This is a genomic window from Pseudomonas sp. FBCC-B545 (assembly GCF_059134095.1).
This window is the reverse complement of the sequence record NZ_CP101441.1, coordinates 2,050,085-2,074,695: the sequence shown is the minus strand read 5'-3', so window position 1 is coordinate 2,074,695 and position 24,611 is coordinate 2,050,085. Positions and strand designations below refer to the sequence as shown.

The 24,611-nt window shown below is 60.0% G+C and carries 27 protein-coding genes and 1 pseudogene; 11 read left to right on the top strand and 17 right to left on the bottom strand.

The window, feature by feature from the left end; translation table 11 throughout:
* Positions 1–320 precede the first annotated feature (320 nt).
* Both NMB39_RS09605 and NMB39_RS09600 read right to left on the bottom strand, forming a co-directional pair.
* Positions 321–764, bottom strand: coding sequence for a GNAT family N-acetyltransferase (locus tag NMB39_RS09605; protein WP_124401323.1), 444 nt, complete (start codon positions 762–764; stop codon positions 321–323).
* A gap of 66 nt (positions 765–830) precedes the next feature.
* Complete coding sequence (locus tag NMB39_RS09600) at positions 831–1,064, bottom strand: hypothetical protein (protein ID WP_020302473.1); 234 nt, start codon at positions 1,062–1,064, stop codon at positions 831–833.
* Positions 1,065–1,225: 161 nt separating this feature from the next.
* Between NMB39_RS09600 and NMB39_RS09595 the strand changes: the two genes are divergently transcribed.
* The 4 genes from NMB39_RS09595 to NMB39_RS09580 are packed head-to-tail and all read left to right on the top strand — an operon-like array spanning position 1,226 to position 2,783.
* A complete protein-coding gene (locus NMB39_RS09595; protein WP_057024599.1) occupies positions 1,226–1,768 on the top strand; it encodes a GNAT family N-acetyltransferase in 543 nt (180 codons plus the stop codon).
* Between the two features lie 33 nt (positions 1,769–1,801).
* A complete protein-coding gene (locus NMB39_RS09590; protein WP_057024598.1) occupies positions 1,802–2,044 on the top strand; it encodes a hypothetical protein in 243 nt (80 codons plus the stop codon).
* Positions 2,045–2,102: 58 nt separating this feature from the next.
* Positions 2,103–2,402, top strand: coding sequence for an META domain-containing protein (locus NMB39_RS09585; protein WP_043047549.1), 300 nt, complete (start codon positions 2,103–2,105; stop codon positions 2,400–2,402).
* A gap of 15 nt (positions 2,403–2,417) precedes the next feature.
* Positions 2,418–2,783 (top strand): hypothetical protein, encoded by a 366-nt coding sequence (locus tag NMB39_RS09580; RefSeq protein ID WP_494339356.1) that lies wholly within the window; start codon positions 2,418–2,420, stop codon positions 2,781–2,783.
* A gap of 10 nt (positions 2,784–2,793) precedes the next feature.
* Here the strand turns inward: NMB39_RS09580 and NMB39_RS09575 are convergent, their stop codons facing one another.
* A complete protein-coding gene (locus NMB39_RS09575) occupies positions 2,794–3,513 on the bottom strand; it encodes a class I SAM-dependent methyltransferase (protein WP_306958411.1) in 720 nt (239 codons plus the stop codon).
* Positions 3,514–3,718: 205 nt separating this feature from the next.
* Here NMB39_RS09575 and NMB39_RS09570 point away from each other — a divergent pair, with 205 nt between their 5' ends.
* Positions 3,719–4,162, top strand: a complete 444-nt coding sequence (locus NMB39_RS09570; protein WP_198720831.1) for a putative periplasmic lipoprotein — start codon at positions 3,719–3,721, stop codon at positions 4,160–4,162.
* Positions 4,163–4,219: 57 nt separating this feature from the next.
* On the opposite strand, the gene NMB39_RS09565 is transcribed toward NMB39_RS09570, so the two are convergent.
* The gene (locus NMB39_RS09565; protein ID WP_367236576.1) at positions 4,220–5,680 is read right to left on the bottom strand and encodes an MFS transporter; all 1,461 of its coding nucleotides are present in this window, start codon (positions 5,678–5,680) and stop codon (positions 4,220–4,222) included.
* Positions 5,681–5,814: 134 nt separating this feature from the next.
* On the opposite strand from NMB39_RS09565, the gene NMB39_RS09560 reads away from it, so the two are divergent.
* Entirely contained in the window at positions 5,815–7,575 is a 1,761-nt protein-coding gene (locus NMB39_RS09560) for a S8/S53 family peptidase (RefSeq protein WP_494339357.1), read from the top strand.
* Positions 7,576–7,594: 19 nt separating this feature from the next.
* Here NMB39_RS09560 and NMB39_RS09555 read toward each other — a convergent pair whose 3' ends face one another.
* Positions 7,595–8,077: a GNAT family N-acetyltransferase gene (locus NMB39_RS09555; protein WP_057024593.1), complete on the bottom strand. Its 483-nt coding sequence runs from the start codon at positions 8,075–8,077 to the stop codon at positions 7,595–7,597.
* 134 nt (positions 8,078–8,211) lie between these two features.
* On the opposite strand from NMB39_RS09555, the gene NMB39_RS09550 reads away from it, so the two are divergent.
* Positions 8,212–8,592, top strand: a complete 381-nt coding sequence (locus NMB39_RS09550) for a cupin domain-containing protein (protein ID WP_057024592.1) — start codon at positions 8,212–8,214, stop codon at positions 8,590–8,592.
* A 177-nt stretch (positions 8,593–8,769) separates the two neighbouring features.
* Here the strand turns inward: NMB39_RS09550 and gbdR are convergent, their stop codons facing one another.
* The 7 genes from gbdR to NMB39_RS09515 all read right to left on the bottom strand — a co-directional run bounded on the left by gbdR (position 8,770) and on the right by NMB39_RS09515 (position 16,311).
* Entirely contained in the window at positions 8,770–9,855 is a 1,086-nt protein-coding gene (gene gbdR / locus NMB39_RS09545; protein ID WP_494340601.1) for a choline metabolism transcriptional regulator GbdR, read from the bottom strand.
* A 22-nt stretch (positions 9,856–9,877) separates the two neighbouring features.
* Positions 9,878–11,284: an amino acid permease gene (locus NMB39_RS09540; protein ID WP_057024590.1), complete on the bottom strand. Its 1,407-nt coding sequence runs from the start codon at positions 11,282–11,284 to the stop codon at positions 9,878–9,880.
* 138 nt (positions 11,285–11,422) lie between these two features.
* Positions 11,423–12,163 (bottom strand): BPL-N domain-containing protein, encoded by a 741-nt coding sequence (locus NMB39_RS09535; RefSeq protein ID WP_494339358.1) that lies wholly within the window; start codon positions 12,161–12,163, stop codon positions 11,423–11,425.
* A 117-nt stretch (positions 12,164–12,280) separates the two neighbouring features.
* Positions 12,281–14,011, bottom strand: a complete 1,731-nt coding sequence (locus NMB39_RS09530; RefSeq protein ID WP_494339359.1) for an OPT family oligopeptide transporter — start codon at positions 14,009–14,011, stop codon at positions 12,281–12,283.
* A 186-nt stretch (positions 14,012–14,197) separates the two neighbouring features.
* Positions 14,198–14,824, bottom strand: a complete 627-nt coding sequence (locus tag NMB39_RS09525) for a glutathione S-transferase family protein (RefSeq protein ID WP_198720836.1) — start codon at positions 14,822–14,824, stop codon at positions 14,198–14,200.
* A gap of 67 nt (positions 14,825–14,891) precedes the next feature.
* Positions 14,892–15,587: a tRNA (adenine(22)-N(1))-methyltransferase gene (locus tag NMB39_RS09520; protein WP_494339360.1), complete on the bottom strand. Its 696-nt coding sequence runs from the start codon at positions 15,585–15,587 to the stop codon at positions 14,892–14,894.
* 10 nt (positions 15,588–15,597) lie between these two features.
* A complete protein-coding gene (locus NMB39_RS09515) occupies positions 15,598–16,311 on the bottom strand; it encodes a FadR/GntR family transcriptional regulator (protein ID WP_057024585.1) in 714 nt (237 codons plus the stop codon).
* On the opposite strand from NMB39_RS09515, the gene NMB39_RS09510 reads away from it, so the two are divergent.
* From NMB39_RS09510 to gudD, 3 genes are all read left to right on the top strand, one after another.
* On the top strand, positions 16,304–16,558 hold the full coding sequence (locus NMB39_RS09510) for a hypothetical protein (protein ID WP_494339361.1): 255 nt from the start codon (positions 16,304–16,306) through the stop codon (positions 16,556–16,558). The genes NMB39_RS09515 and NMB39_RS09510 overlap by 8 nt on opposite strands.
* An 89-nt stretch (positions 16,559–16,647) precedes the next feature.
* Positions 16,648–18,006 carry an MFS transporter gene (locus NMB39_RS09505; RefSeq protein ID WP_494340602.1) on the top strand — a complete coding sequence of 453 codons (1,359 nt, stop codon included), beginning with the start codon at positions 16,648–16,650 and terminating at the stop codon, positions 18,004–18,006.
* 20 nt (positions 18,007–18,026) lie between these two features.
* On the top strand, positions 18,027–19,352 hold the full coding sequence (gudD, locus tag NMB39_RS09500; protein WP_057024584.1) for a glucarate dehydratase: 1,326 nt from the start codon (positions 18,027–18,029) through the stop codon (positions 19,350–19,352).
* Positions 19,353–19,548: 196 nt separating this feature from the next.
* Here gudD and NMB39_RS09495 read toward each other — a convergent pair.
* The 5 genes and pseudogenes from NMB39_RS09495 to NMB39_RS09475 form a co-directional block, all read right to left on the bottom strand.
* Positions 19,549–20,550: pseudogene (locus NMB39_RS09495) on the bottom strand (chitinase); the annotation flags it as partial.
* 40 nt (positions 20,551–20,590) lie between these two features.
* Complete coding sequence (locus NMB39_RS09490) at positions 20,591–21,226, bottom strand: lytic polysaccharide monooxygenase auxiliary activity family 9 protein (protein WP_057024582.1); 636 nt, start codon at positions 21,224–21,226, stop codon at positions 20,591–20,593.
* A gap of 323 nt (positions 21,227–21,549) precedes the next feature.
* Positions 21,550–21,894: an addiction module antidote protein gene (locus NMB39_RS09485; RefSeq protein ID WP_494339362.1), complete on the bottom strand. Its 345-nt coding sequence runs from the start codon at positions 21,892–21,894 to the stop codon at positions 21,550–21,552.
* Between the two features lie 31 nt (positions 21,895–21,925).
* Positions 21,926–22,228: a type II toxin-antitoxin system RelE/ParE family toxin gene (locus NMB39_RS09480; protein ID WP_032896084.1), complete on the bottom strand. Its 303-nt coding sequence runs from the start codon at positions 22,226–22,228 to the stop codon at positions 21,926–21,928.
* A gap of 320 nt (positions 22,229–22,548) precedes the next feature.
* The gene (locus NMB39_RS09475) at positions 22,549–23,430 is read right to left on the bottom strand and encodes an MBL fold metallo-hydrolase (RefSeq protein WP_057024580.1); all 882 of its coding nucleotides are present in this window, start codon (positions 23,428–23,430) and stop codon (positions 22,549–22,551) included.
* 122 nt (positions 23,431–23,552) lie between these two features.
* Between NMB39_RS09475 and NMB39_RS09470 the strand changes: the two genes are divergently transcribed.
* Positions 23,553–24,563: a GlxA family transcriptional regulator gene (locus tag NMB39_RS09470; RefSeq protein WP_057024579.1), complete on the top strand. Its 1,011-nt coding sequence runs from the start codon at positions 23,553–23,555 to the stop codon at positions 24,561–24,563.
* The last annotated feature ends 48 nt before the right edge of the window (positions 24,564–24,611 follow it).

Below are 24,611 nucleotides of genomic sequence, written 5' to 3'. Positions count from 1 at the left end.
ATAGCCCGACTCCATAGCTTGGGCGGTGCAGACGGATATTACTGTATACGTAAGATCTGAGCTAAGCCGCGAGCGTCCGCTGTTGGCCGATTTCTGCCGTTCGTGAAGGACAGCAATCGGCCAACGTAATATCCAGGGTTAAACCACCGCTATCTGGTACACACCGAATCATATTTTTCCGACAGCATTCTGCTCGCAGAAGGGCTCAATGCTAAGGCATTGCGAGAGAATGCGGATTGGGTGGGTGTCTACTGGCATGGCGTTTTCCTTCCTGGGGGCCATTAATCCATTTATGCCGTGAAAATACCAAGCGGTTCGCTTCACGCGTGTCGCTTATACGTCAAGTAATCATGTGCCCCGGTACCGGTGCATATAAACCCTGCCTTCTCGTACATCCTCTTCGCGGGGTTATCAGGTCGCACACTCAGCCGCAACTGCGTGAGTCCGTGCTGTACCGCGTCCAGGGCATAGGCTTCCAACAGCGCCATGCCCACCCCGCTACGCCGGTGTTCTGGCATGACATGGATAGTGCAAAGTTCTGCGTAATGCTGCTCAGGCGTCCAGAGTGAGTAACCCGCGAAGGTATTACCCATAAGCGCGACATTCAGACGATCAAAATTATCTACCCAACGCGTCAGGTGCCGTTCCAGTTGGGCGCGCCAGGATGCTTCATGCTCGGGCTCCCAACAGCGGATATAGCTCTCCTCGCCGCGGTAGATGGCCGGAAGATCGGTCACACGTGCTTGTCTGAGTCGTAGTGCCATTCCATTAGCCCTTGATGAGTTGAAGGGATGGTATGGCCTCATCCCGCAGCCATGGACTGACTCACATTAGCCCTTCAACTCACTCGCCCGATTGCTCGCGGCGTCGTCATAAGCCACATACAGCGACTCTGCAATTTGGCTTTTGATCGCCTTGGTAGCCTCCAAACCCAACACAAAACCCTCGGCTTTACCGCCAGCACGGTTAAGTTCTTCATGGGTGGAGGCGCCAGTAATAGCGTCAAGAAGCTTGGCGGCGTGGGGGCCTACGCCTTTGGGGAGGGAGATCTGGTCGATGGACATTATCGCTACCTTGAAAAATTGAGTTCGGGAGCGAGTGGAACCACTGCCGGGGCAGGTATGGTAGACCTGTTTGCCGTGAAAGGGGTCGCTTTACGCGCAGCGGCGCTATTCTTCGCGGTTACGCAGTCAGCGTCGGGGCATTGATAAATCTGGAGGGGTTTATGGAGTATTGCGTTGAGGGCTACTGCCTTCGGCCATTGTCGCGTGACGATTTCGAGCGGATCAGCCGTTACGAACGCGTTAACCGCAGGCATCTGCAACCCTGGGAGCCGCTCAGGGATGAGGAATATTTCACAACGGGCAGCGCCAAGGCCAGGGTCGAGCAGCAGGTAAAGAGTATGCAAGCTGGCAATGCTCTGTTTTTCCTCTTGCTTGAGCCCGAGAACGGAGAGGTTCTAGCGCGGTGTAACTACGCGAACATTGTGAAGGGGGTTTTTCAGGCCTGTCATCTCGGCTTCTCGCTGGCGGAATCGGCCCAAGGTCGCGGCCTGATGAAAAAGACACTTCAGGTCACCAACCGTCACTGTTTTGAGCAACTGGGCCTTCACCGGATCATGGCCAATCATTTACCCCGCAATGTGCGAAGTGAACGTCTTCTGGAATCGCTGGGGTTTGAGAAGGAAGGTTATGCGCGAGCCTATTTGAAAATTGCCGGCGTCTGGGAGGACCATACGCTGAGATCACTGATCAACCCTGAACAATAAGCGCGCCACCCACCCCACTCAGGAATAAAGCCGATGCCCACCGAGCCCCTCTGCCTGGTTTTCGTCCCCGCCCTCGCCGCCGTGCTGACAGCCGCCGAATCGAAAAAAGGCGCCCCCCTCAGCGAAGTCGAAGTCTGCAATATCCGCGACCAAGCCACTTGCATTGCGGTAACCTTCTCCACCGCGCTGGCGATGGAACAAGAGCGGGGTTACCCGGATATCATTGCCGAGGATTGCTGGAATGAGTGGCAACGCTTGCGCCCCTCGCTGCAATAACCCTCGCGCTGATCAGCCTATCGCCTGACGCCCCAACCCACTCCCAGGATTCACGGACTTGAAAAAATTACTCTCGCTTGGATGCATCACCCTGGCTTTGAGCGGCTGCACATTCACCGGCGCCAATGAAGTTGCCCCGGGTGAATACATGATCAGCAGCCATGGCAGCATCTTCAACTCCAGGGAAGGCCTGCTGGAAAATATCAATCAGAAAGCCGCAAAGGTCTGTAACGGCAAACCTTATCGCTTGGAAGGTGACACCGGCGCCAATATGCTGGTGAGCACGACCTCCCATCTGGGCCCGACGCCTACTACCGTGCTGGGTCTGAAAGCCATTTGCGAGGGCGACAAGCCATAAGCCGTTGGAGCCTTTATGCCGCCTGCCTCACGCGACCACGCACGTATTGAACGCCGTCTCATCGCAACCCTGACCGAAGCCTGCGAAATCGCGAAAGCTGAAATCCCGGGCTTCGGCTGGTTGACCCACACTGTCGACTACCGCGCCTTCCCCCAAAGCCTGCGCGTGACCTGGGTGTTCGACAGCCGTGCGAGCAAGGAGCACGCCCTCTCCACCGGGGCCGACGCACGCATGCGCGAGCTGACCGCCGCGGCGCTGGATGACGCTGGCGTGCAGGTTACGCACATGGCCCGTTGCGTCAGTTTCGACTCCGAAGAGGAATGCCATCACCAGCATGGCGGCGATTGGCATCGGCGATTGGCCAATGTGCGGGCGATCTGAAATCGGCCTTTCACTCCCCCGCTTTACACGTCAACCAGGCCCCCCAGAAAAGGCTGCTGAAGAAACGCGTCGCGTCGCCAAACCCGGCGTCGTGCAACAGTTTCTGAACCGCCGCTTCGGAATGTGGAGGGTCGGCGCCTTGGAGGATTTTCCCAAGCTTGGCCTTTACTTCGTCCGAGCTGGATCCATGCTGGCGCCACCGTTGCCCCCAGGCCGCCAGCAGTAACGGCTGGCTGGCGTAAGCATAGTGATTGCCCGCGACAATCAGCGGTGCACCCGGTTTGAGATGCGCCCGGATCGATTGCAGAATCTGGCGCTTGGCCTCATCTCCCTCCAGATGGTGGAGTACACCGATCAAGGTGGCGGCGTCGTATGACGCATCTGCTGGCAGGTCTTCGAGGTGCCCAAGATGCAGGGTGGTTCTTTCAAGCAAGTGGTTGGCTTGCAACTGCTGCCTTGCTGCTTCCAGCATCGGCTGGGAAGGATCAACGGCCATGAAGCGCCAGCCCGGCTCGAGCCCGGCCATGGCTATGATCTCCTGCGCCGTACCGCCCGCGCCGACCACGAGTATGTTGGCCGAGGGCGCATCGCCAAGGCTTGCCGCCAGCATGCACGCGGCCAGATCCTGGCAAGCGTCATATCCCGCCAGGGCAATACGGCTCTGGCGTGCGTATTCACTGGCTCTTGAGGTATCGAATTTTTCAGCAGGGTTGGATGGGGTCGAGTTCAAGGCGGTTCTCCGTGGCCTTGAAGCAACTTACGTCACCCACAGAGATAAGAAAAATTCATTAATTTTATCTGCTGCATTCCTATAGGGAATACGCGCCGAGGCCGTCGCTCGCATGCTCAACACTCGGAAGACTCTATAGCAATTGCCTCACCCGATCCCTATCATGCCTACGCACGGAGCCCCCCGCCCCTTCAAGGAGAATGCAATGAAAGCGTTAATAGCCGCGGCCTTACTGGTCACCCTGGCAGGTTGTGCATCATCGGGTAAAAGTGACCAGCAGATTTACCAGGAAGCCGCTGACGCCCATGTCATGACACTTGCTGCCGGCCAGAACTCCGTGAGCCTGCCCAGTGTAAAAATACCAAGTCATGGCCTGATCGGTGACAGCATGGCGATTGCTGCGGGCGGCGGCGCCAATGCAACGGCTCTCAAGCAAGCCCTGCTGCAGGCAAAAAGCGCGGGCGACAGCGGCTTTTTAATTATGGGTGCGGGTACCGCGCTCGACGTGGCGATTATCAAGAACGCGTTTGATTCGGTCGATTTGAGCGGCATGCGTATCTATTACGCCGGTAATGAAGCGCAAAAAGACGCAGTGCGCAGCGCGGTCGAAAAAGCGCAGGCGCATTTCCAGTACATCAGCATGCAGTGATGTTTTAACGCGCAGCCCACATGCCTGCGTTGTGGGCTGAGGTGAGTGATGCGCCCCTCAATCCTCAGCCTGTGACAACGGCCGCGCCACCGCCTCCAGCGCCTGGCGCTCCGCCGCCACGCCCCACACCGCCTGCACCAGCGCCGCCGCGCACATCAACCCTGCGCCGATCAAATACCCAATCAGCAAACTCCCGCGCTGCTGGGTTTGTATAAGTTGCCCGAACAACGTCGGGCCGATAATCCCGCCCAGCCCGGTGCCGAAGGCATAAAACACCGCAATCGCCAGTGCGCGTATCTCCAGCGGGAAGGTTTCCGCCACGGTCAAATATGCCGAGCTCGCCGCCGCCGAGGCGAAGAAGAAGATCACCATCCACGCCAGCGCCTGCTGGGTCACATCGAACCAGCCTTGTTGGAACGCGTAGCCACTCAACGCCAGTAGCACGCCGGAGATGGCATAGGTCGCGCTGATCATCACCCGGCGGCCGATCACGTCGAACAAGCGCCCCAGCAGCAGCGGGCCGCAGAAGTTGCCGAGGGCCAGTGGCAGCACGTACCAGCCGACCTTTTCGGCAGGGACTTGGTAGAAATCGGTCAGCACCAAGGCGTAAGTGAAGAAGATCGCGTTGTAGAAGAACGCCTGGGCGGTGAGCAGGGTCATGCCGACCAAAGCGCGGCGACGATAGCTGACGAACAGGGTGTGGAAGATCTCGCCCAAGGGCGTGTGGTCGCGGGCATGCAGGCGCAGCGCTGGACCAGTGACGGCAGGCAGCTCGTGGCCGGTGTCGCGCAGGCGCGCTTCGATGCCTTCGACGATGCGCCGGGCTTCGTCGTGCCGGCCGTGGATCATCAGCCAGCGCGGGCTCTCGGGCAGCCACAGGCGCATCACCAGGATGATCAAGCCCAGGGCGGCGCCGATGCCGAAGCACAGGCGCCAGCCAAGGTCACCGCCGACCACTTGAGGGTCGAGCAGCACAATCGCGCCGCCGGCACCGAGGGCCGCGCCGAGCCAGAACGTGCCGTTGATGGTGAGGTCGACCCAGCCACGAAAGCGCGCCGGGGTGAATTCCTGGATGGTCGAGTTGATCGCGGTGTACTCGCCACCGATGCCCATGCCGGTCAGGAAGCGGAACAGCAGGAAGGTTTCCAGGCTGAAAGAAAACGCCGTGGCGGCGGTGGCGCCGATGTACAGCCACAGGGTGATGAAAAACAGCTTGCGCCGGCCCAGGCGGTCGGTGAGCCAGCCAAACAGCAGGGCCCCAAGCACAGCGCCGGCGATGTAGACGCCGCCGGCCAGGCCGATGTCGAAGTTGCTCATGCGCAGCTCGGGGCTGTTCTTCAAGGCGCCGGAGACCGAGCCGGCCAGGGTCACTTCCAGGCCGTCGAGCAGCCAGGTGATGCCCAGGGCAAACACCAGCAGGGTGTGGAAGCGGCCCCAAGGCAGGCGGTCGAGACGTGCGGGCAGGTCGGTTTCGAAGACCGTGCCCATTTCGCTTTTGAGTGCCTGTTGTCGGGTCATTGCCACATCCATCCTGTGCACTTGCTCCTTCGTTATGAGTCAGCCCACACAGCGGGAGTTCAGTTGCGCAGGCTGAACGAAGCAGGCCCTGGTGCAGTCGGAACAGCAGGCCATAAAGGCAAGGAACCCTGCTCATGTCGTTACGCTGCGCCGCCCTCCTCAGCTTGTTCACCGTTACTGCCAGCTCGTATGCCACAGCCCAGGAGCCATTGCGCCTGGAAAACCTCAAGCGCTGTGGCGACCTGCTGGGCAACCGTCAGCAGGAGTGGTGCCTGACCGTGCGCGGCCTCGGCGCTGGCACCCCGCAGTTGAAACTGGCAGGCCAGGCATTGCCGACGAAGGCCGTCCAGCACGACGGCAACCAGTTGCGCCTGCACCTGGACAGCGCCACCTACCAGAGCGGCCCGCTGTGGCTGGAAGACGGCCCGCGCACCAGCAACGCGGCCTGGCTGAGCCTGCGCCACAGCCAGGTGGTGGCCGCCGGGCCAAGTGAAGTCGCCAAGAACATGGATGGGTTGACCACCTATGTCGATCTGGTCAGCGTATTGATTGAAGAAGACCACGAGGGTCGCCAGGAAGCCGAGCGCCTGGCGCGCAAGTACGGCGCAACCGTGGTGGGCAGCATTGCGCCACTGAACGTCTACCAGCTGCGCCTGCCGGCCAAGGACCTGGTGCAACGCGATGCACTGGTGCTGCGCCTGGGCAGCGAGACCAGCGTGGATGCGGTGGTCATCGAAGAGTCCGCAGCCGAAGAGGCCGAACAGGCCCGCCCTGAAAAGCCAAACAAGCCGGCGCCAGATTCTGATGAATGGGCCGCCAACCGCTTTCTTGACGCCGTGGCTTACTACCAGCGGCGCATCCCCGGGCAGCACACGCCTATAGCGCCCAAGCCGGTACGCATCGGCGTGATCGAACGCGGGGTGGATTTCGACACTGCGGATTTTGCCGACTACCTCGGCCCCTGCTCACCCAAACGCACCTGCGTGTATGCCCGCGATACGCAGGCGCCGGACAGCCACGGCACCACGGTCACCGGCATACTCGCGGCAGGCTGGGATAATGGCGGCAACAGCGGCTTTCTGCGCGGGCTGGACAAGGCCAGCGATGGCTTTGAGGTGATTGTGGACCGCAACTCTGATGCCGGCATTACCGCCAACATCGCCGCGTCAGTCAACCTGGTGGAAGACGGCGTGCGCGTGCTCAATTGGAGTTGGGGCATTCATCGTGTCGGGACCAAGGACGTCAATGGCAACGACGTCGATTCCCTGGTGCGCTCGGGCATCGCCATGAGTGGCTATGAAGAACTGCTGGAAGAGTTTTTCCTGTGGCTGCGCAAGGAACATCCCGACGTGATCGTGGTGAACTCCGCCGGCAATGGCTCGGCGTTTTCGGGCAGTGATGACTACCGCCTGCCCTCCTCCTTCATCACCGAACAATTGCTGGTGGTCGGCGCACACCAGCGCAACCAGCGCACCGACATTGCCGTTGAAGACCCGGCTTACGCCGTCACACGCAGCTCTTCGAATGTCGACATGCGCGTAGACATCACCGCCGCCGCCTGCACCCATGCCTCCACCGCCACTGCCGGCGAGGAAGGCGCGGTGCATTGCGGCACCTCCTACGCCACGCCGATGGTCGCAGGCCTGCTGGCAGCGATGCTGTCGATCAACCCGCAACTGGAACCCGAACAACTGCGCATGCTGCTGCGCCGCAGCGCCATGACCATTGGCGACAACCATGATTTCGAACGCAGCGATGCCCAGGACCTCACGGCGCCCATCCTGCCATCGGAGCGCAACTACCAACTCAATGACAAGGACGTGGGCCGTTCGGCACGGCTGGATATGCAAAAGGCGTTGGACCTGGCGGTGCAGAGTCGTACGCGGGTGCGCTGAGCTCAAGGGTTGCTGGCCGTTACAGGCGCAGGCCCATCTCAACCGCACGGGACTCGAATCCGAATTCGGTGTACATGCGCATCGCCCGCTCATTAAACGGCCAGACCGCCAATCTCAGGTCCTGGGCATGGTTTTCAATGGCCCACTGCTTGATGCGCTCAATCAGCCCGCGCCCAATGCCTTTGCCCCAAAATCGCTCGGCGACGCACACTGAACCAATACGTACCACGTTCAATGGCTGCATCAGTGGCCCGGCGCTTGCTGAGAGGCTGGCGGTAATAAATGCGACGGTTTGGTGGCCGACATGGGCAATGAACACTACATGCTCGGGTTTCTCGAACAGGCCAAGCCAGTGCGGCAGGTCTCGGGCAAAGTCCTGGGTGGCTGCCGCGTAGATATCCGGTCGCGCAGCGTGGTGCAATTCGTTGAGCAACTGCCCCAGTTCGCAGATGCTCAGTGCGTCGGACGCAGTAGCGTGACGATAGGTTACAAGATCTTCCATGGTGCATCGTTCTCCTGGTACAGAAGATGAGTCGAAGGCACGTGCATTTCAACAGTGCCCTTGCAGGATCGTACAAGCCCATTGACCGGCGGCTTGGATACTCTAGCTTCTCTGACCGAAAAGAGTGATCCAGCATGACTCAACTACAGCATCCCACCCAGCCTGTAAATCTCACGCAAAAAGCCTCGCTCATCGACCAGCAATGGAGCCCAAGGGTGGTCGCCGAAATGAACGACTACCAGTTCAAGGTGGTGCGCATCGAAGGCGAATTCATCTGGCACTCGCACCCGGAAACCGACGAGGCCTTCCTGGTGCTCGAAGGCACGCTGCGCATCGACCTGCCGGACGGCCCTGTGTACGTCGCGCCGGGTGAGTTGTATGTGGTGCCGCGTGGCATTGAGCACAGGACGGCGGCCGAGGGAGAAGCCAAGCTGATGATGATCGAGCCGCGAGGGATCCTGAATACGGGGCATGAGGGTGGAGAGCGTACGGCTTTGAATGACCAGTGGATTTGAGCGCTGAGGCGCACGACTTCAGGTACGTCCGCTGAACCCTGTGGGAGGGGGCTTGCCCCCGATGGCGGATTGTCAGTCACTGCATGTGTTGGCTGAACCACTGCCATCGGGAGCAAGCCCCCTCCCACAGGGGCCAGCGGGGTACGCAAAGTTGTGTTGATACCTAACACCGCGGCCTTATCGTCTTTGAACCTGCACACTCGCAAACGTCGGCTCGTCGCGCGCCTGCTCCAATGTGTCCTTGGGCCTTTCCGATACTGGGGCTGGCCTCACCGGTCGCACTGCGGCGGGCGGGTGCAGGCGCATGTCCAAGCGTTCGTCACTGGGGGCCACGCCGAAAAAATCCCGATAGCACTTGGAGAAGTGCGGCGTAGACACGAAGCCACAGATCACCGCCAGCTCGACGATCGAAATCGGCGTCTGCATCAGCAATTGGCGCGCACGGGTCAGGCGCAGCTTGAGGTAGTAGCGCGACGGTGTGCAGTACAGGTACTTCTGGAACATGCGCTCCAACTGGCGGCGGGACACTTGCACATAAGCCGCCAGGTCGTCGAGGTCGATGGGCTCTTCCAGGTTGGCTTCCATCAAGGCCACCACTTCCTGCAGCTTCGGCTGTTGGGTGCCGAGCAGGTGTTTGAGCGGTACGCGTTGGTGGTCGCGTTCATTGCGAATGCGCTCGTACACGAACATCTGCGAAATCGCCGCCGACAGCTCATGCCCGTGGTCGCGGCCGATCAGGTGCAGCATCATGTCCAGCGGGGCGGTGCCGCCGGAGCTGGTGAAGCGGTTGCCATCGAGGGTGAAGACGCTGGAGCTGACCCGCACGCGGCTGAACGCCTCCTGCATCGACGCCATCAGCTCCCAATGCACGCTGCACTGGAAACCGTCGAGCAAACCCGCCTGGGCCAGCGCCCAACTGCCGGTGCACACCGCACCGAGGCGCTTGCAATACAAGCGTGCCTGGCTGCGCAACCAGGCAATGTGGGCAGAGCTGATGGCCTGCTGAATGCCAATGCCGCCGCACACGATTACCGCATCGAAGCCACGCTGATCCAGCGCGCAGGCATCCGGCGTAACCGATACACCATCACTGGCCCACACCGGCCGGCCGTCGAGGCTCAGGGTCTGCCAACGGTAGAGTTCTTCGCCGGCCAACTGGTTGGCCATGCGCAACGGCTCGACCGCACACGACAGCGATATCAGCGTAAATTGGTCCAGCAGCAAAAAGCCGATGGTCTGGCAAACCGGCGCGTCAGCGTCCATCACGGCGATTCTCCACGCGGGATCAGGACTGTTCCAGCGCAACCGGCTTGGTTGCCCGATTGTGCTGGCGCGCCGTGACCAGGCCGATGAAGGAAATCACCAACGCCAGGCCAATGGTCGAAGACACTTCGGTGCGATGTTCCGGCGTCACCATCATCACCCCCAGCGCCAGGCAGATGAACACGATCACCAGGTAAGTCAGCCAGGGAAACAGCCACATGCGAAAGGTCAGCTCGATGTTCTGTCGAAGCAGGAGCCGACGCATGCGCAGTTGCGAGATCGCGATCACCAGGTACACCAACAACGCAATGGCCCCGGAGCTGGCGAGCAAGAATTGGAACAACCCCGCCGGCATGAAATAGCTCAGCAGCGTGATGCCCGCGCCGATGATGGTGCTGGCGATCACCGCAGCCCTGGGCACGCCCGCCGCCGAGGTGATTTTCAGTGCGCGTGGCGCATCGCCGCGTTTGCCCAGGGAGAACAGCATGCGCGAGGAAATGTAGATCGAGGAGTTCATGCAGCTGGCCACCGCAATCAAGACCACCACGTCGACCATGAACTTGGCATTGGGGATATTCATCAGCTCCAGTGCGCGCTGATAGGAGCCCACGGATGCCAGCAGCGGGTCGTTCCAGGGCACCACGGAAATAACGATGGAGATCGACAACAGGTAGAAAATACCGATGCGCCAGATCACCGAGCGTGTGGCCTTGGCGATGTTCTGCGCCGGGTTGCTCGATTCGGCTGCGGCGATGGTCACCGCTTCGGTGCCGATGAAACTGAACATGATGGTGATGAACGCGCCCACCACCGCCGACAGGCCGTTGGGGGCAAAGCCACCGTGCTCCTCCATCAAGCGGCTCAAGCCGCTGGCTTCACGATCCGGGATCCAGCCCATCAGCACGCTGAAACCCAGGCCAATAAAGCCAACGATGGCAATCACCTTGGCCATCGCGAACCAGAACTCGAACTCGCCGTATTTGGCGACGCTGAACAGGTTGGTGATCACCAGCAGGATGATCGAGAGCAAGGCGAACAGCCAGGCATCGACCTGGGGGAACCACTGGTTGAGCACATGCCCGGCGGCCAGCGCCTCGATGGGGATCACCAGCACCCAGAACCACCAGTACAACCAGCCGATGGTGAACCCCGCCCAACGGCCGATGGCCTGGTCGGCGTAGGTGGAAAACGAACCGGTGTCGGGGCGCGCCACCGCCATCTCCCCGAGCATGCGCATCACCAGCACCACCAGCAGGCCGGAGAACAAATAGGCCAGCAACACCGCCGGCCCGGCGGCGGCGATAGCGTGTCCGGAGCCTACAAACAGCCCCGCGCCGATAATGCCGGCGATGGACAACATGGTCACGTGGCGGGGCTTGAAGCCCTGCGCCAGCTGACCGTTGGAATCGTTGGGAGTCAGGCTAATCATTGTTTTTGTTGTGCTCAGGCGGCCAATGACCCTCACCTTAAGTGCGCGGGGCCCGGTACAAGTAGCCTGGTTACGCCATCATCGAGTCTGATATCGACATTGGTGATGGCGGTGCACGGGTTTAGCGGGTGCCGCGTCTTACTCTTGAACGCTGCGAATCAGCGCGCCAAACAGCTCCCCACGCGGCATCTTGTGCAGTGGGATATCGGCATTCTCAAACCACTCCCGGCCGGCTTCCGGATGCGGCCCGCTCAGCACCACAACGCCTTTCTGGTAGACGTAGCGCGCCGCTGCTACATCGCCGTTGTGGTAGGTGGCGAGGGTTTTGTAGGGCGCGTCAGCGCTGGCCTTGGGAAAGTACGGGCCATCCTGATAGAACACATGATCAGCCTGGCCGGCCCACGTCACCCGCACAGCAGCGTCGTCGATACCGGTCACTCCAAAACCGGGGCGGCCGACCTCGGTGTCCAGCGCCTGGGGGATCAGCCCGAGGTTGTTGTCATCTGCCAGGTAGGCGCCCATGCACAGGCCGAGGTAGCGGCCACCCTTGGCGACATAGTCGCGGATAGCCTCGGCACGCTCATCACCGAGACTGTCGAGGGCACCGGGGATGTCCTGGCCGCCGCCGGGTTGTACGTAGAGGTCGTAGCGGGCCAGGGTGTGTGGGGTGATGTCGATGGGTTCGCCGGCGCCGACGAAGTCGATCTGGTAATTCGGGTTAAGACGCTGCAAGGCGGTTTTCACGTTTTCCGAGCAGTCCGCGCAACCTGCCGGGCCACGGTAGATGGCGACATGGGTGATGGGCGTTGCGCCATGTACGGGTAACGGATGCAGCGTAGCGAAGGCGAGCAACGTGGCAGCGATGGCGGGCAGTTTCATGGGGTAGGCTCAACGGTCAGTTGAATGGGTTTGATCCAGACGTCGCAGCGCCAAGCCTATAACGATGAGCTTTTTGAAGTCGTGAAGAGTTGTAAATCAGCTGTTGGACTTGGACCGCTAGCCATTCCCCAGCATCTGCCACAACGACGCACCCACGCCGGTAATACTCTCCCCAGCGATCAACCCTGCCGCTGCCGTGATCGCAAAACGTTGCGTCACGCTCGGCCAGCGACAACTCACCGCCCAGGTGATCACCGCGCCCAGGGCCATCATCAGCGACACCGAGGCGGGCAAGACGAAGGCCAGTCCCAAGGCTGCCGCACTCGGCAGATAGCGAGCGCGATGGGCCGGCAGCGTGCTGTCGAGCAGGCCCAGCAGTACGCCGAACAGGCTGGCAATACCGATGGCCCAGCGGATGCTCGGCGATAGTGAATCCAGGCCATGGGTCAGGGTCTGGGCCACGGCTTTCCAGGTGGCCACCGCCGGGGCCGGCCATTCTTCAGTGAGCAGCATGGTCTGAGGGTCGGGAATCAACGCCAGGTAAGCGAACACGCCGACGATGCTGCCGACGAAAATCCCCAGGATCTGGGCGATCACTTGCTTGTGCGGCGTAGCACCAATCGCCTTGCCCACTTTGAAGTCATTCATCAAGTCGGTGCATTGCCCCGCCGAACCGCCGGCGGTATTGGCGCTCATCAGGTTGATCGGCACCTGGCCGGGCGCAACGATGCCAAAACTGAGCTGGGACAGTTGCCCGATGGCGCCAATCGGTGGAATGCCGGTGGCCCCCACTACCCGCGCCGCCACAGCGGCCAGGCAGATCGCCAGGGGAATGGTCAGCAGCGCCATGCCCAGGTTGATGCCGAACAGCAGCGCCTGCAGGCTTACCACCAGCACGATCGCCAGGGCAAAACCGGCGGCAGGTCCGAGCTTGGGAACCGCCCATGGCGTACCGCCAGCGGCCTGGGTCGAGCGATGCAATGCCCATAATCGGATCGCCAAAGACGCCAGGGTAGAACACACCATCAGGCTCACCCCCGGCCACAACAGCCATTCCACCAGCACCGCAAACTGCGGGCCGCTGCTGCCGGCGGGCAGGCTCACCAGCCCGTTCGCCAACAGCCACGGACCCAGCCCACCCCATGCGAGCAGGGCGCCGAGCAGCAGGGTCAAGCCCACGCGAATGCCGATAATGCCGCCAAACCCCAGCAACAGCAGCGAAGGGTCTGCGGTGAAGGTCAGGCGCTCCAACTGGGCACTTGGCGACCAGCGCGGGAAGGCCCACATAAAGGTATCCACCCACTTGACCAGTCCGGACAACAACGCCGCGCCGAGCAGCACTTTCAAGCGCGTTGCGGCTTCGCGCCCGTGGTTGTAGATGTGCAGGAGGGTCTCCAGGGTGGCCATGCCTTCGGGAAACTTCAGCGCCTTGTCATTGAGCAATGAAGGCCGCAGGTACCACGCGATCCAGATCCCCAGGAAGCTCACCGAAAACACCCAGGCGATCATTGGCAGCGCGGCCAGTTGGTTGCCGGTGAGCAAGGTATAAGCCGGGATGGGTGCGACCAGCCCGCCGGAGATGATCGAAGCGGCGGCCGAGGCCACGGTCTGGTTGATATTGCTCTCGTGCAAGGTCCACGGCAGGTGCTCGCCGGAACGCCGGGCCAGGCCTTGCCAGATGCCATAGCCGATCAACAGGGCGATGATCGACATATTGAATGACCAGCCGATCTTCAAGCCTGCGTAGACGTTGGAGGGGGTCAGCAATATCCCCAGTACGATGCCGGTGATGACCGCCCGCAGGCTCAGTTCGCGTTCTACGGGGACGGTTGCCGAGGTGGAGTGCATGCAGATTCCTTTCGAGAAAAACCAGTGCCGCCTCTTAAGTGAGCGCTGGAGGACTCGAAGGTTCACCTGGTTCCAAATGTGGGAGGGGGCTTGCTCCCGATAGCAGTCTGTCAGTCAGCATTTTTGTAGCTGACCCACCGCTATCGGGAGCAAGCCCCCTCCCACATTGGTCCTCTTCACCTCTGGCTATTTGGCGAACGCATATTCCCCGCCCCGCTCCACCGCCTTGCGGTAAGCCGGGCGCGCCTGGAGCTTTTTGACCCACGCCGCCAGGTTCGGGTACGCCTGCAATTTGCCCTGGGCCTGGGCCACTTCACCGATAAAGCTCATCTGGATATCTGCGCCGCTGAGTTCGTCGCCCACCAGGTACGGCGTGCGCCCCAGCACATCATTCAAGTAACCCAGGTAGTTGGCCAACTCCGATTCAATCCGCGGATGCAGCGGTGCGCCCGCTTCACCCAGCCGCCCCACATAGAGGTTGAGCATCAACGGCAGCATGGCCGAGCCTTCGGCAAAATGCAGCCATTGCACATAGCTGTCGTAGGCGTCGGTGGCCGGGTCGGGTTGCAGTTGGCCGTTGCCGTGGCGGCGGATCAGGTAGTCGATGATTGCGGCGGATTCGATCAGCACGCGGGAACCGTCTTCGATCACCGGGGATTTGCCCAGGGGGTGAACGGCCTTGAGTTCAGGTGGCGCCAGGTTGGTCTTGGCGTCGCGCTGGTAGCGTTTGATGTCGTAGGGCAGGCCCAGTTCTTCAAGCACCCACAGGATACGTTGTGAGCGCGAATTGTTGAGGTGGTGAACAGTGATCATAGCGGGCAACACCTTGGGGGATTTAGGAGAAGACTACAGGGTAGCGGTGAAGTGCCGTGAATGTGGCTCAGGCGAGCAACTGATCGATCCACTGCACCTGCTGCACGATCTCCTGCACTTTCTGCTCGGGCACGGCCTGCCGCGCTTGTTCGAGGCTGGCCAGTGTCTTGCGTTTCTCGCGCACTATACGTTGCCACTTCGCCAGGAAATCCGGGCTGCGCGCCTGCATTTGCAACGGGCCGAAGTACAGCTGCTCGGCAGTATAGGTCACCGTCTCGGTGGGTTCGGCGACGATGATTTCGTAGTAGAAGCGGTTTTCCCGCAGCAACTCTTCATGGAGGATCTGGTAGCCGTTGTCCATCAACCATTGGCGCAGCGGTTGCTCGCCGCCGTTGGGTTGCAGGATCAGGCGTTCGCGGCCATTGAGGTGAGCCTTGCCGCTGTCGAGGATGTCGCGGATGGTCTCACCGCCCATGCCGCACAGGCTGATGGCGGTGATTGCGTCGGCCGGCTCGATGGCCGCCAGGCCATCGGCCAGGCGCACCGTGATGTGCTGCGCCAGGCCGTTATCGTTCACGGTACGCTGGGCAGCGTGAAATGGCGTAGCAGCCACTTCCCCCGCCACAGCCGCCGCAATGGCGCCACGACGCATCAAGGCCACCGGCAGGTAGGCGTGGTCCGAGCCGATATCGGCCAGGCGTGCGCCGGTCGGCACATGCGCCGCCACACGCTCAAGGCGCATGGACAAGGTGTGTTGGTTCAACGGTGGTTCCTTATGATTGCCCGGAAAATCGATCCCGGCTGTTGGTCAAGTGCAACACCATGGCCGCCCGTGCGGCGTCCGGGTCCTGGCGCTTGATCGCATTGTAGATCGCCTCATGCTCAAGGTTTGCCAGTTGCCCCAGCTTGGCAAAATCCGCGCCGCCACGTTCGGCGGCCTTGACCTGGGTGCGCGGGATCATCCCGCTGCCCAAGTGCAACATGATGTCGGTAAAAAACCGATTGCCGGTGGCCTCGGCGATCAGTTGGTGAAAGCGCTTGTCTTCCTCTACGCAACTGTCGTTGTTGGCCAACGAGGCTTGATAGTCATCCAGGGCCTGGCGCATGTGGGCCAGTTGCGCGTCGCTCCTGCGCAGCGCGGCCAGGGCCACGGCCTGCACCTCCAGGCCCAGGCGTAATTCGAGCATGTTGCGCACGCTGGCGACCGTGTCCACATGCAGGCGCAAGCCTGGCTGCGTGTGCTGCTCCAGCACGAAGGTGCCGATGCCATGACGCGTCTCCACCAGCCCGGATGCCTGCAGCTTGGACAGCGCTTCGCGCACCACGGTACGGCTCACCCCGTGTTCACGCACGATGGTGGATTCAGACGGCAGCTTTTCACCCGGCTTGAGTTGCCCGAGCAGGATGCGCTGGGTCAGCGACTCGACCACGCCTTGGGCCAGGTTGGTTGAACGTCTACGCACAGGTGTTGTGCTTTCAATGGGCATTGTCACGGTCCACGGGCTTGGGCTGGAGGGAGCTTATCACTCTGAATGCAAAGGACACCTCATTGCTGAAAAAACACCCCACTTGTATGACAACAACACCACACGTCCTTTTTATCAGCTGTTTCGCGCTGAAAGCGCCACCCCACCACTACGCCCTCATCCCAACGATAAAACCCAGCAAAGACTCACAAATAACCAAAATACGCCGCCAGACCTGGCCCTTATAAACACAAAATCACTGAGCTGAGCATTGCGATACTCAGAAAAGCACTTGTATGATGTCTGGCAACAAAACACCTAACCCGCATAAAAACAATCAGGGGACGTTTTCAAATGGTGAGCCATTCAAGCCCAGCATCCGCCGCACCCGAACGTGATTCGGTACTCGCCCGCGCCGTAAGCAAAGTGAAGCGCCATGTGCTGCCACTGTTCGTCATCATGTTCATCCTCAACTACATCGACCGGGTCAATATCGGCTTCGTGCGTACGCACATGGAGCATGACCTGGGCATCGGCGCGGCGGCCTACGGCTTCGGTGCCGGGTTGTTCTTCATCGGCTACGCGCTGTTCGAAGTGCCGTCCAACATGCTGCTGCAAAAAGTCGGTGCACGTATCTGGCTGACCCGCATCATGTTCACCTGGGGCATCGTCGCCACGCTGATGGCGTTTATCCAGAACGAAACCCACTTCTACATCCTGCGTTTCTTGCTGGGCGTGGCCGAAGCGGGCTTTTTCCCGGGGGTGATCTACTACTTCACCCGTTGGTTGCCCGGTGTGGAGCGTGGTAAAGCCATCGCCATCTTCCTCAGTGGTTCGGCGGTGGCGTCGTTGATCTCCGGGCCTTTGTCGGGGGCGTTACTGCAGATCGAAGGGCTGGGCCTGCACGGCTGGCAATGGATGTTCGCCATCGAGGGCCTGGCTTCGGTGGCGCTGGGGTTCTTTGTGTGGTTCTGGCTGGACTCCAAGCCCCATGATGCCAAGTGGATGACCCGCGAAGAACAGGACGCCCTGGTGGACGCCATCGATCAGGAGCAGCGCGAACGTGAAGCCCTGACCACGGTGAAACCGAACATCGGCAAGCTGCTCAAGGACCGCCAGATCCTGCTGTTCTGCGCCCTGTACTTCTGCATTCAACTGACGATCTACGCCGCGACTTTCTGGTTGCCGAGCATCATCAAGAAAATGGGTGACCTGAGCGATGTGCAGGTCGGGTTCTTCAACTCGATTCCCTGGCTGATCTCGATCATCGCCATGTATGCGTTCGCGACGCTGTCCGGCAAGTTCAAGTTCCAGCAGGCCTGGGTCGCCGCGGCGTTGCTGATCGCAGCGGCCGGGATGTTCATGTCCACCACCGGCGGACCGATCTTCGCCTTCGTGGCGATCTGCTTTGCGGCCATCGGCTTCAAATCCGCGTCGTCGCTGTTCTGGCCCATCCCCCAGGGCTACCTGGATGTGCGCATCGCCGCTGCCGTGATCGCACTGATCAACTCCATCGGCAACCTGGGCGGCTTTGTGGCACCGACCACCTTTGGCTTTCTGGAGCAGACCACCGGCTCGATCCAGGGCGGGCTGTATGGCCTGGCCGGCACCTCGGTGCTCGCGGCCATCCTGGTGTTTTTCGCCAAGACGTCGCCCTCTGTCGTGCAGACCTCACATAGCGCTGCACCTGGCGCCGCCATCAGCAAACCCCTTTGAGCGTATATAAGGACCTTGCCATGAATACCCCTGTAGTCACCCATTTCCAGGTCATCCCGGTCGCCGGCCACGACAGCATGCTGCTCAACCTCAGCGGCGCCCACGGCCCTTATTTCACGCGCAATATCGTTATCCTCAAGGACAGCAGCGGCCACACCGGCGTCGGCGAAGTGCCCGGTGGCGAGCGCATCCGCGAAACCCTGGAAGACGCCCGCAGCCTGGTGATCGGCCAGCCGATTGGCCAGTATCAGCGCGTCCTCAACCAGATGCGCAGTACCTTTGCATCCAGGGATAGTGCCGGCCGCGGCCTGCAAACCTTTGACCTGCGCATCACTATTCATGCCGTCACCGCCATGGAAGCCGCGCTGCTCGACCTGATGGGTCAGTTTCTCGAAGTGCCGGTAGCGGCCTTGCTTGGCGAAGGCCAGCAACGCGACGCGGTGAAAATGCTTGGCTACCTGTTTTATGTGGGGGATCGCAACGCTACCGACCTGGCCTACCGCAACGAGGCCGACGCCGATGATGAGTGGTTCCGCCTGCGTCACGAAAAAGCCCTGACCGCTGACGCCGTGGTACGCCTGGCCGAAGCGGCCAAAGCTAGATATGGCTTCAACGATTTCAAGCTCAAGGGCGGCGTGTTGAGTGGCGATGCAGAAATCGAAGCCGTCACCGCCCTGGCCGAACGCTTCCCGGATGCGCGCATCACCCTTGACCCAAACGGGGCCTGGTCGCTCAAAGAAGCCATCCGCCTGTGCCGTGACCAGCATCATGTGCTGGCCTACGCCGAAGACCCGTGCGGTGCAGAAAACGGCTACTCGGGCCGCGAAGTCATGGCCGAATTCCGCCGCGCCACGGGCCTCAAAACCGCTACCAACATGATCGCCACCGACTGGCGCGAAATGGGCCACGCCATCCAGCTGCAATCGGTGGACATCCCCCTCGCCGACCCGCACTTCTGGACAATGCAGGGCTCGGTGCGCGTCGCGCAAATGTGCAACGACTGGGGCCTGACCTGGGGTTCACACTCCAACAACCACTTCGATATTTCCCTGGCGATGTTTACCCAGGTGGCCGCGGCCGCACCGGGCGAAATCACCGCCATCGATACCCACTGGATCTGGCAGGACGGCCAGCGCCTGACGCACGAGCCGTTGAAGATTGAAGGCGGTTACGTAAAGGTGCCGGCCAAGCCGGGCCTGGGTGTGGATATCGATATGGACGCCGTAGCCAAGGCCCATGAGCTGTACAAAGGTATGGGCCTAGGGGCGCGGGATGACAGTGTGGCGATGCAGTTCTTGATTCCGGGTTGGGGCTTTGATAACAAGCGGCCTTGTTTGGTGCGGTAAATCGGCTTTATGAACGCTCAGCGCAATTTGAGCGTGACGCAAAAAATCCGATGCCCAAACAGGCATCGGATTTTAGTCAGATCAGAAGCTTAGCTGTTTGACCTCTGGCACGTCTGCCAGAGGTCTCTTTGCGCTACTGCTGATTGGCGACCTCGAGATCCGCCGTATCCTCCTCAAGGCCAGAGAGAGCAGTGCCATTGATCAACGGCCCATAACGGCGGCTGAATTCCCAGTTGTAGGGCACGTGGTCTTTGCTGACCCCGTTGTCCCAATTCACCGACCAGGTCATCAGGCCCTTGATCGACAATCCTTTGTCGTACAAACGCTTGAATGCACGGGTCACGGCTGCTGGGTTGATCACATAACCGGTGGCAGCCGCATCGACGTTCGCGGGCAGGCCAATGACGAACTTGTCTGCCGGGATTTTGGTAAACCCGCGCGTTCCGCTCACCAGGCTTTCGGTCAGGTAAAACAGGAAGTCCTCTTTCATCGCGTCGTTGTTCTGGGCAATCCAGGCGCCGTTGCCGTTGTTGACCTCTTGCACCCAGATCCCGTCGCCACCCTGGTTGTAATACTGCGGGGCGATGAAGTCGTAATAGCCTTCCAGCGCCTGGATGTAACCGACGTATTTGCCGGCGGTGGTGAGGTAGGGAAACTCCGGCGCCATGCTGATGATGAAGTGTTTGCCTTGACCTGCGTAGTGGTCCTTGACCAATTTCAACGCGGCGGGCAGGACAGTCTTGTTGTCGGCGAAATCAATCGCGCTCTGTTCAAGATCGATATCCAGGCCATCAAAGCCATAGGTTTCCACCAGGCGGATAATTTCGTTGGCCAGTGGCTGCTCGTTGCCTTTATGCAGTTCGATGTGTGCATCGGCGCCGCCAAGGGAAATCAGCACCGCCCTGCCCCGGCTGTTCAGCACGCCCACCTGACGACGGAACTCGGCGTCGGACAGGTTGTACGGCTTGAAGGTTGGGATACCGTTGCCCTTCATGAAGGCCACGGCCACCACGTTGTAATCCTTTGGTACATCCGCCAGGCTCATATTGGCGAACTGGCCACGCTGGTAGCCATCGCTCGGGCCGGCAGGCCAGTTGTGCCAGAAGCCCATGAGGATCTTTTTGCCGGCAATGCTGGGCATCAGCGAAGCGGCATCGTTCAGTGGCGATTGCAGTGAGGTAAAGTCGATATTTGACATGTTCTAATCCTTCAGAACCTGTGGGTTTAATGGTGCGGGCTTATTTGAAGTCCACGTCGAAGGCTTGATAGAAGGCGTTGCCGGTGTTGGCGACGATCCACATCAATACGATCACATGCTGGCCCTTTTTGTTGGCCGGCAGTTTCACTTCATGATTGACCTTGGCCTTCAGTTCGCCTGCATGGCTGTAGTACGGCACCTGGGCATAGAAATCTTCAGCGAACGGCTGGGTTTCCAGTTGTGCGCGGGTGATGCGCTGTTTCGGATCCCAGCCATCCTTGGTGATCAGCCAGCGATAGCCACGGGTGGTGTGCGCCGCGGTGTATGCCCAGGTGACCTTGAAGGTCTGACCCGGCTCGACATTGAGCAACGGCCAGGTGAAGGCGCGGTTGAGTTTCTTGGCCATTTCCTCGCTGGTTAAGTTGATGCAGTCACGGGCATCGGTCTTGCCACCGCTGAGGATGAAGCCGTCGGCTGGTGGGGTGACGCTGTCACTGTCGGTTTGATAAGGCGCCGGGAACGGACCGGCCATCAGTGCCGGGAAGTTCTTGCCGCCTTCCATTTCATTGACCTGCCAGGTCTCCAGCAGGCCGAGATCCACGGCGACTGCACCGCGGCTGGAAGGGGATGTGACACGACCATGGCGAAGCGGTGTCTGGGTTTGTGGTTTGTTCATTTTGTAACTCCATTCACTTGATTAAGAACTCTCCTTTCTTGAAGGAGAGGACCTCAAACTAACGGAGTCGCTTTTTTTTGCCATAGGCCCATTTTTCAATCATTTTCGTTTCATGAGCTCGCCGCCCCGAAAACACTGGATATATAACCAGTATAATAGGAATAGCCTTACGCTATCAGAGGTCGATTTCCTACAAGACCAAGCGCACATCAACTCAGCTTCTCTCTTAAATCGTTTGATCCCGTTCGTAAGGGAATGGCCCTCTGTGGACAAAAAGGGACGTCTCTATTTTCAATCAAATAAACCGTCCTCTTTTGGGTCCATCAGGTTTTGCCGATGACGGCCGTTTTTTTAATTGCGGTCGCGGCAATCGGTTGCACCGTCAGTTCCACCCCTAATGCCATCATCAGCTTCTGGACCGTCTCATAACGCGTCTTTGAGCCGCCTTTCAGGGTTTTATACAGGCTCTCCCGATTCACCCCCGCCGCTTCGGCAACCTTGTTCACACCCTGGGCCTTGGCAACCTCGGCCAGCGCCTTCATAAGGACTTGCGGGTCATGGCACGCCATGCTTTGCGCAAGATAGGCACTGATGGTTTCCGGGCTATCAAGGAAACGTGAAGCCTCATAGGCGCTGGTGCCGGATGTATCCAGCTCGAGGATCGGCATGTCCTCTGGTTTGAATGTCGACTTACTCATGTCATTGACCTCTCAGGGCATCGAGAATCTCTTTTGCCCGCTTGATTCCTCGTTTCTGGTCGGTTTTATCGCTCCCCCACAGCATCAGGTAAGCGGTGATGCCTGTGCGCACAAAGTAAATCCTGTAGCCGGGCCCGACAAACACACGCATTTCACTCATGCCATCGCCTACAGGCTGGCAATCGCCAAAATTGTTTTCTTCGGCTCGATCCAGGCGGATCAGCACAGCCGTTTTTCCCCATACATCCCTCATACCGTCGAGCCATGTATCGAACTCGGGCGTCCTGCCAATCGTATTGATCACAGAGTCACTTGTAGCCTACTGGCTACTCCTTGTAGATGCCAGTGAATTTTTAATGTCGGTGAGCACCGCAAGAAAAAATCCTAGTCCAGCCGCCGCGCAGGCAGCCGAGCAATACTATTAGCACTTGTGTACCTTGCATCCAGAGCAGTTGATCAGGCATTGAGCCGAGGGCAGCGCCAGCCGAAAAGGGAGGGCCAATCAACGCCTATCAATGTGGGAGGGGGCTTGCTCCCGATAGCGGTGTATCTGCCACTAAGAGGTTGGCTGACCTGCCGCAATCGGGAGCAAGCCCTCTCCCACATTTTGCCCTGCGCCTGGCCTCAGAAAGCCAATGAAGTGCCATCCTCAGGAATATCCACACGCCCCTCGATGCCGTGCTGCTTGACGTAGCTACGCAACGCCTCGCGGGTTAAGGACATGTGATTGATGGCATCCATATGCACAGCCACAATCTTCGCGTTTTTCGCCACCTGTGCAGCGCGCAGCACGTCTTCCTCACCCATGATGATCGAGCCCTCATACCCCGCCATCATGGCCTTCCCGGCATTGAGCACGATCACCTCGGGGTGGAACTTCTCGATGGTCTGGTCGACCTCTTTACGCCACACCGTGTCACCCGCCAGGTATAGGGTTTTGTAACCGGGTGCTTGAAAAACCACGCCCATGGCTTCGCCTAATGGCTTTGCCAGCGCCGGCACGGCATACATCTCATCGGTGCCATGCTGGCCGCCGGTCTTGGTGATTTTGACGCCGCCAAATTCCGCTTCGTCGGTCAACACACGCACATTCTTGAAACCTTGGGAACGGATCAACTGCGCGTCTTCTTCATGCTGGGCAAACAACGGGATGTCTTTGGGCAGCGCTTTTTGTGCTGCGTCGTCCCAGTGGTCAAGGTGCGTGTGGGTGACGATCACAGCGTCGACACCGGCGATGACCTGTGCCGGCGACTCGGTCAAGTCCACCAGCGGATTGCGCAGCTCGCTACGGTAGGTATTTTCGAAACCTGGGTAAGTGCCCTTTTTGGCCAGCATCGGGTCAATCAGAAAGGTGATACCACCATAGGTGATTTTCACCGTCGCGTTACGTACTTGCTGAAGGTCTAATTTGTTGGCTGCATCAGGGGCGGTCGAGCCTGCCAATGCAGGCGTGGCAGCTGCGCCGCAAGCGATGCTGAAAACCAGAGGGAGCGTGGTAAGTTTCATGAGTTGAGTCCTGTTATGTATCGAGGCGTTTATTCTTGCCGAACCCCGTAACGGCCAACAGTGGCCTGAATGACAGATAGCGATATAATCGGGCCATTCGATCCCGCCCCCAAGGTGGCCTCATGCCTCCCATCCGCGTAGCCGTTCTCGCCTTTGATGGCGTAAGCCTCTTCCATCTTTCCGTGCCGGGGATGGTGCTGGGAACCGCCCAATCCACAACCCACGAGCCTCATTACCAGATCAGCTACTGCGCAGAAGTGCCTGGCACGATCAGCAGTGACCAGGGCCTGGGTTTGTCGGTAAGCCTGGGCCTGGAACTGATGCACACCGCCGACGTCATCATCATCCCCGCCTGGGGCGATCAATCGATCGTGGCCTCTCCCACGCTCGTCCAAGCGCTGCAACTGGCCGACGCACAGGGCAAGCTGATCGTCGGCTTGTGCCTGGGCGCATTCGTGCTGGGCGATGCTGGCCTGCTGGACGAAAAGGAAGCCACCACCCACTGGGCCGCCCGCGACGAGTTTGCGCGACGCTTTCCCAGTGCGCGATTCAGGCCAGAGGCGCTTTATGTGTGTGCCGATAACATCATCACCTCCGCCGGCACCGTCGCGGCCATCGATTGCTGCCTGCACTTGATACGCCAGCGGCTCGGCGCCGATGTGGCGAACCGCACCGCAAAAATGCTGGTGACCCCGCCCCACCGCCAGGGTGGCCAGGCGCAATACGTTGAACACTCCGTGCCGCAACTCTTAAGCGAGACACACCTGTCGGAGGTGCTGGCATGGGCGCGCGTCCATCTGGCCAGCGACCTGTCGCTCGATGTGCTGGCCGACCGGGCAAAGATGAGCCGGCGCACCTTTACCCGCCGTTTCAAGGAAGCCACCGGCACCACCGTGTTCAAATGGCTGAACGCTGAGCGCGTAGCCAGGGCGCAGGCGCTGCTGGAAACCACGGAACTGCCGGTTGAATGCATTGCAGGCGAAGTGGGGTTTGGCACCGCGCTGTCGTTGAGGCAGCATTTTGCAGCGCAGCTGGGGACGTCGCCTTCGGAGTATCGGAAGATGTTTTGCCTGGGGGTGGGCGAGTCGGCGGCTTTCTTCGGGGTGACGCAGATCGGTGGCAGCCCATTGTAAGATGTGGCCTGAGCCCCCTGCCCTACCATTAACAGCGCGGCTCTATCT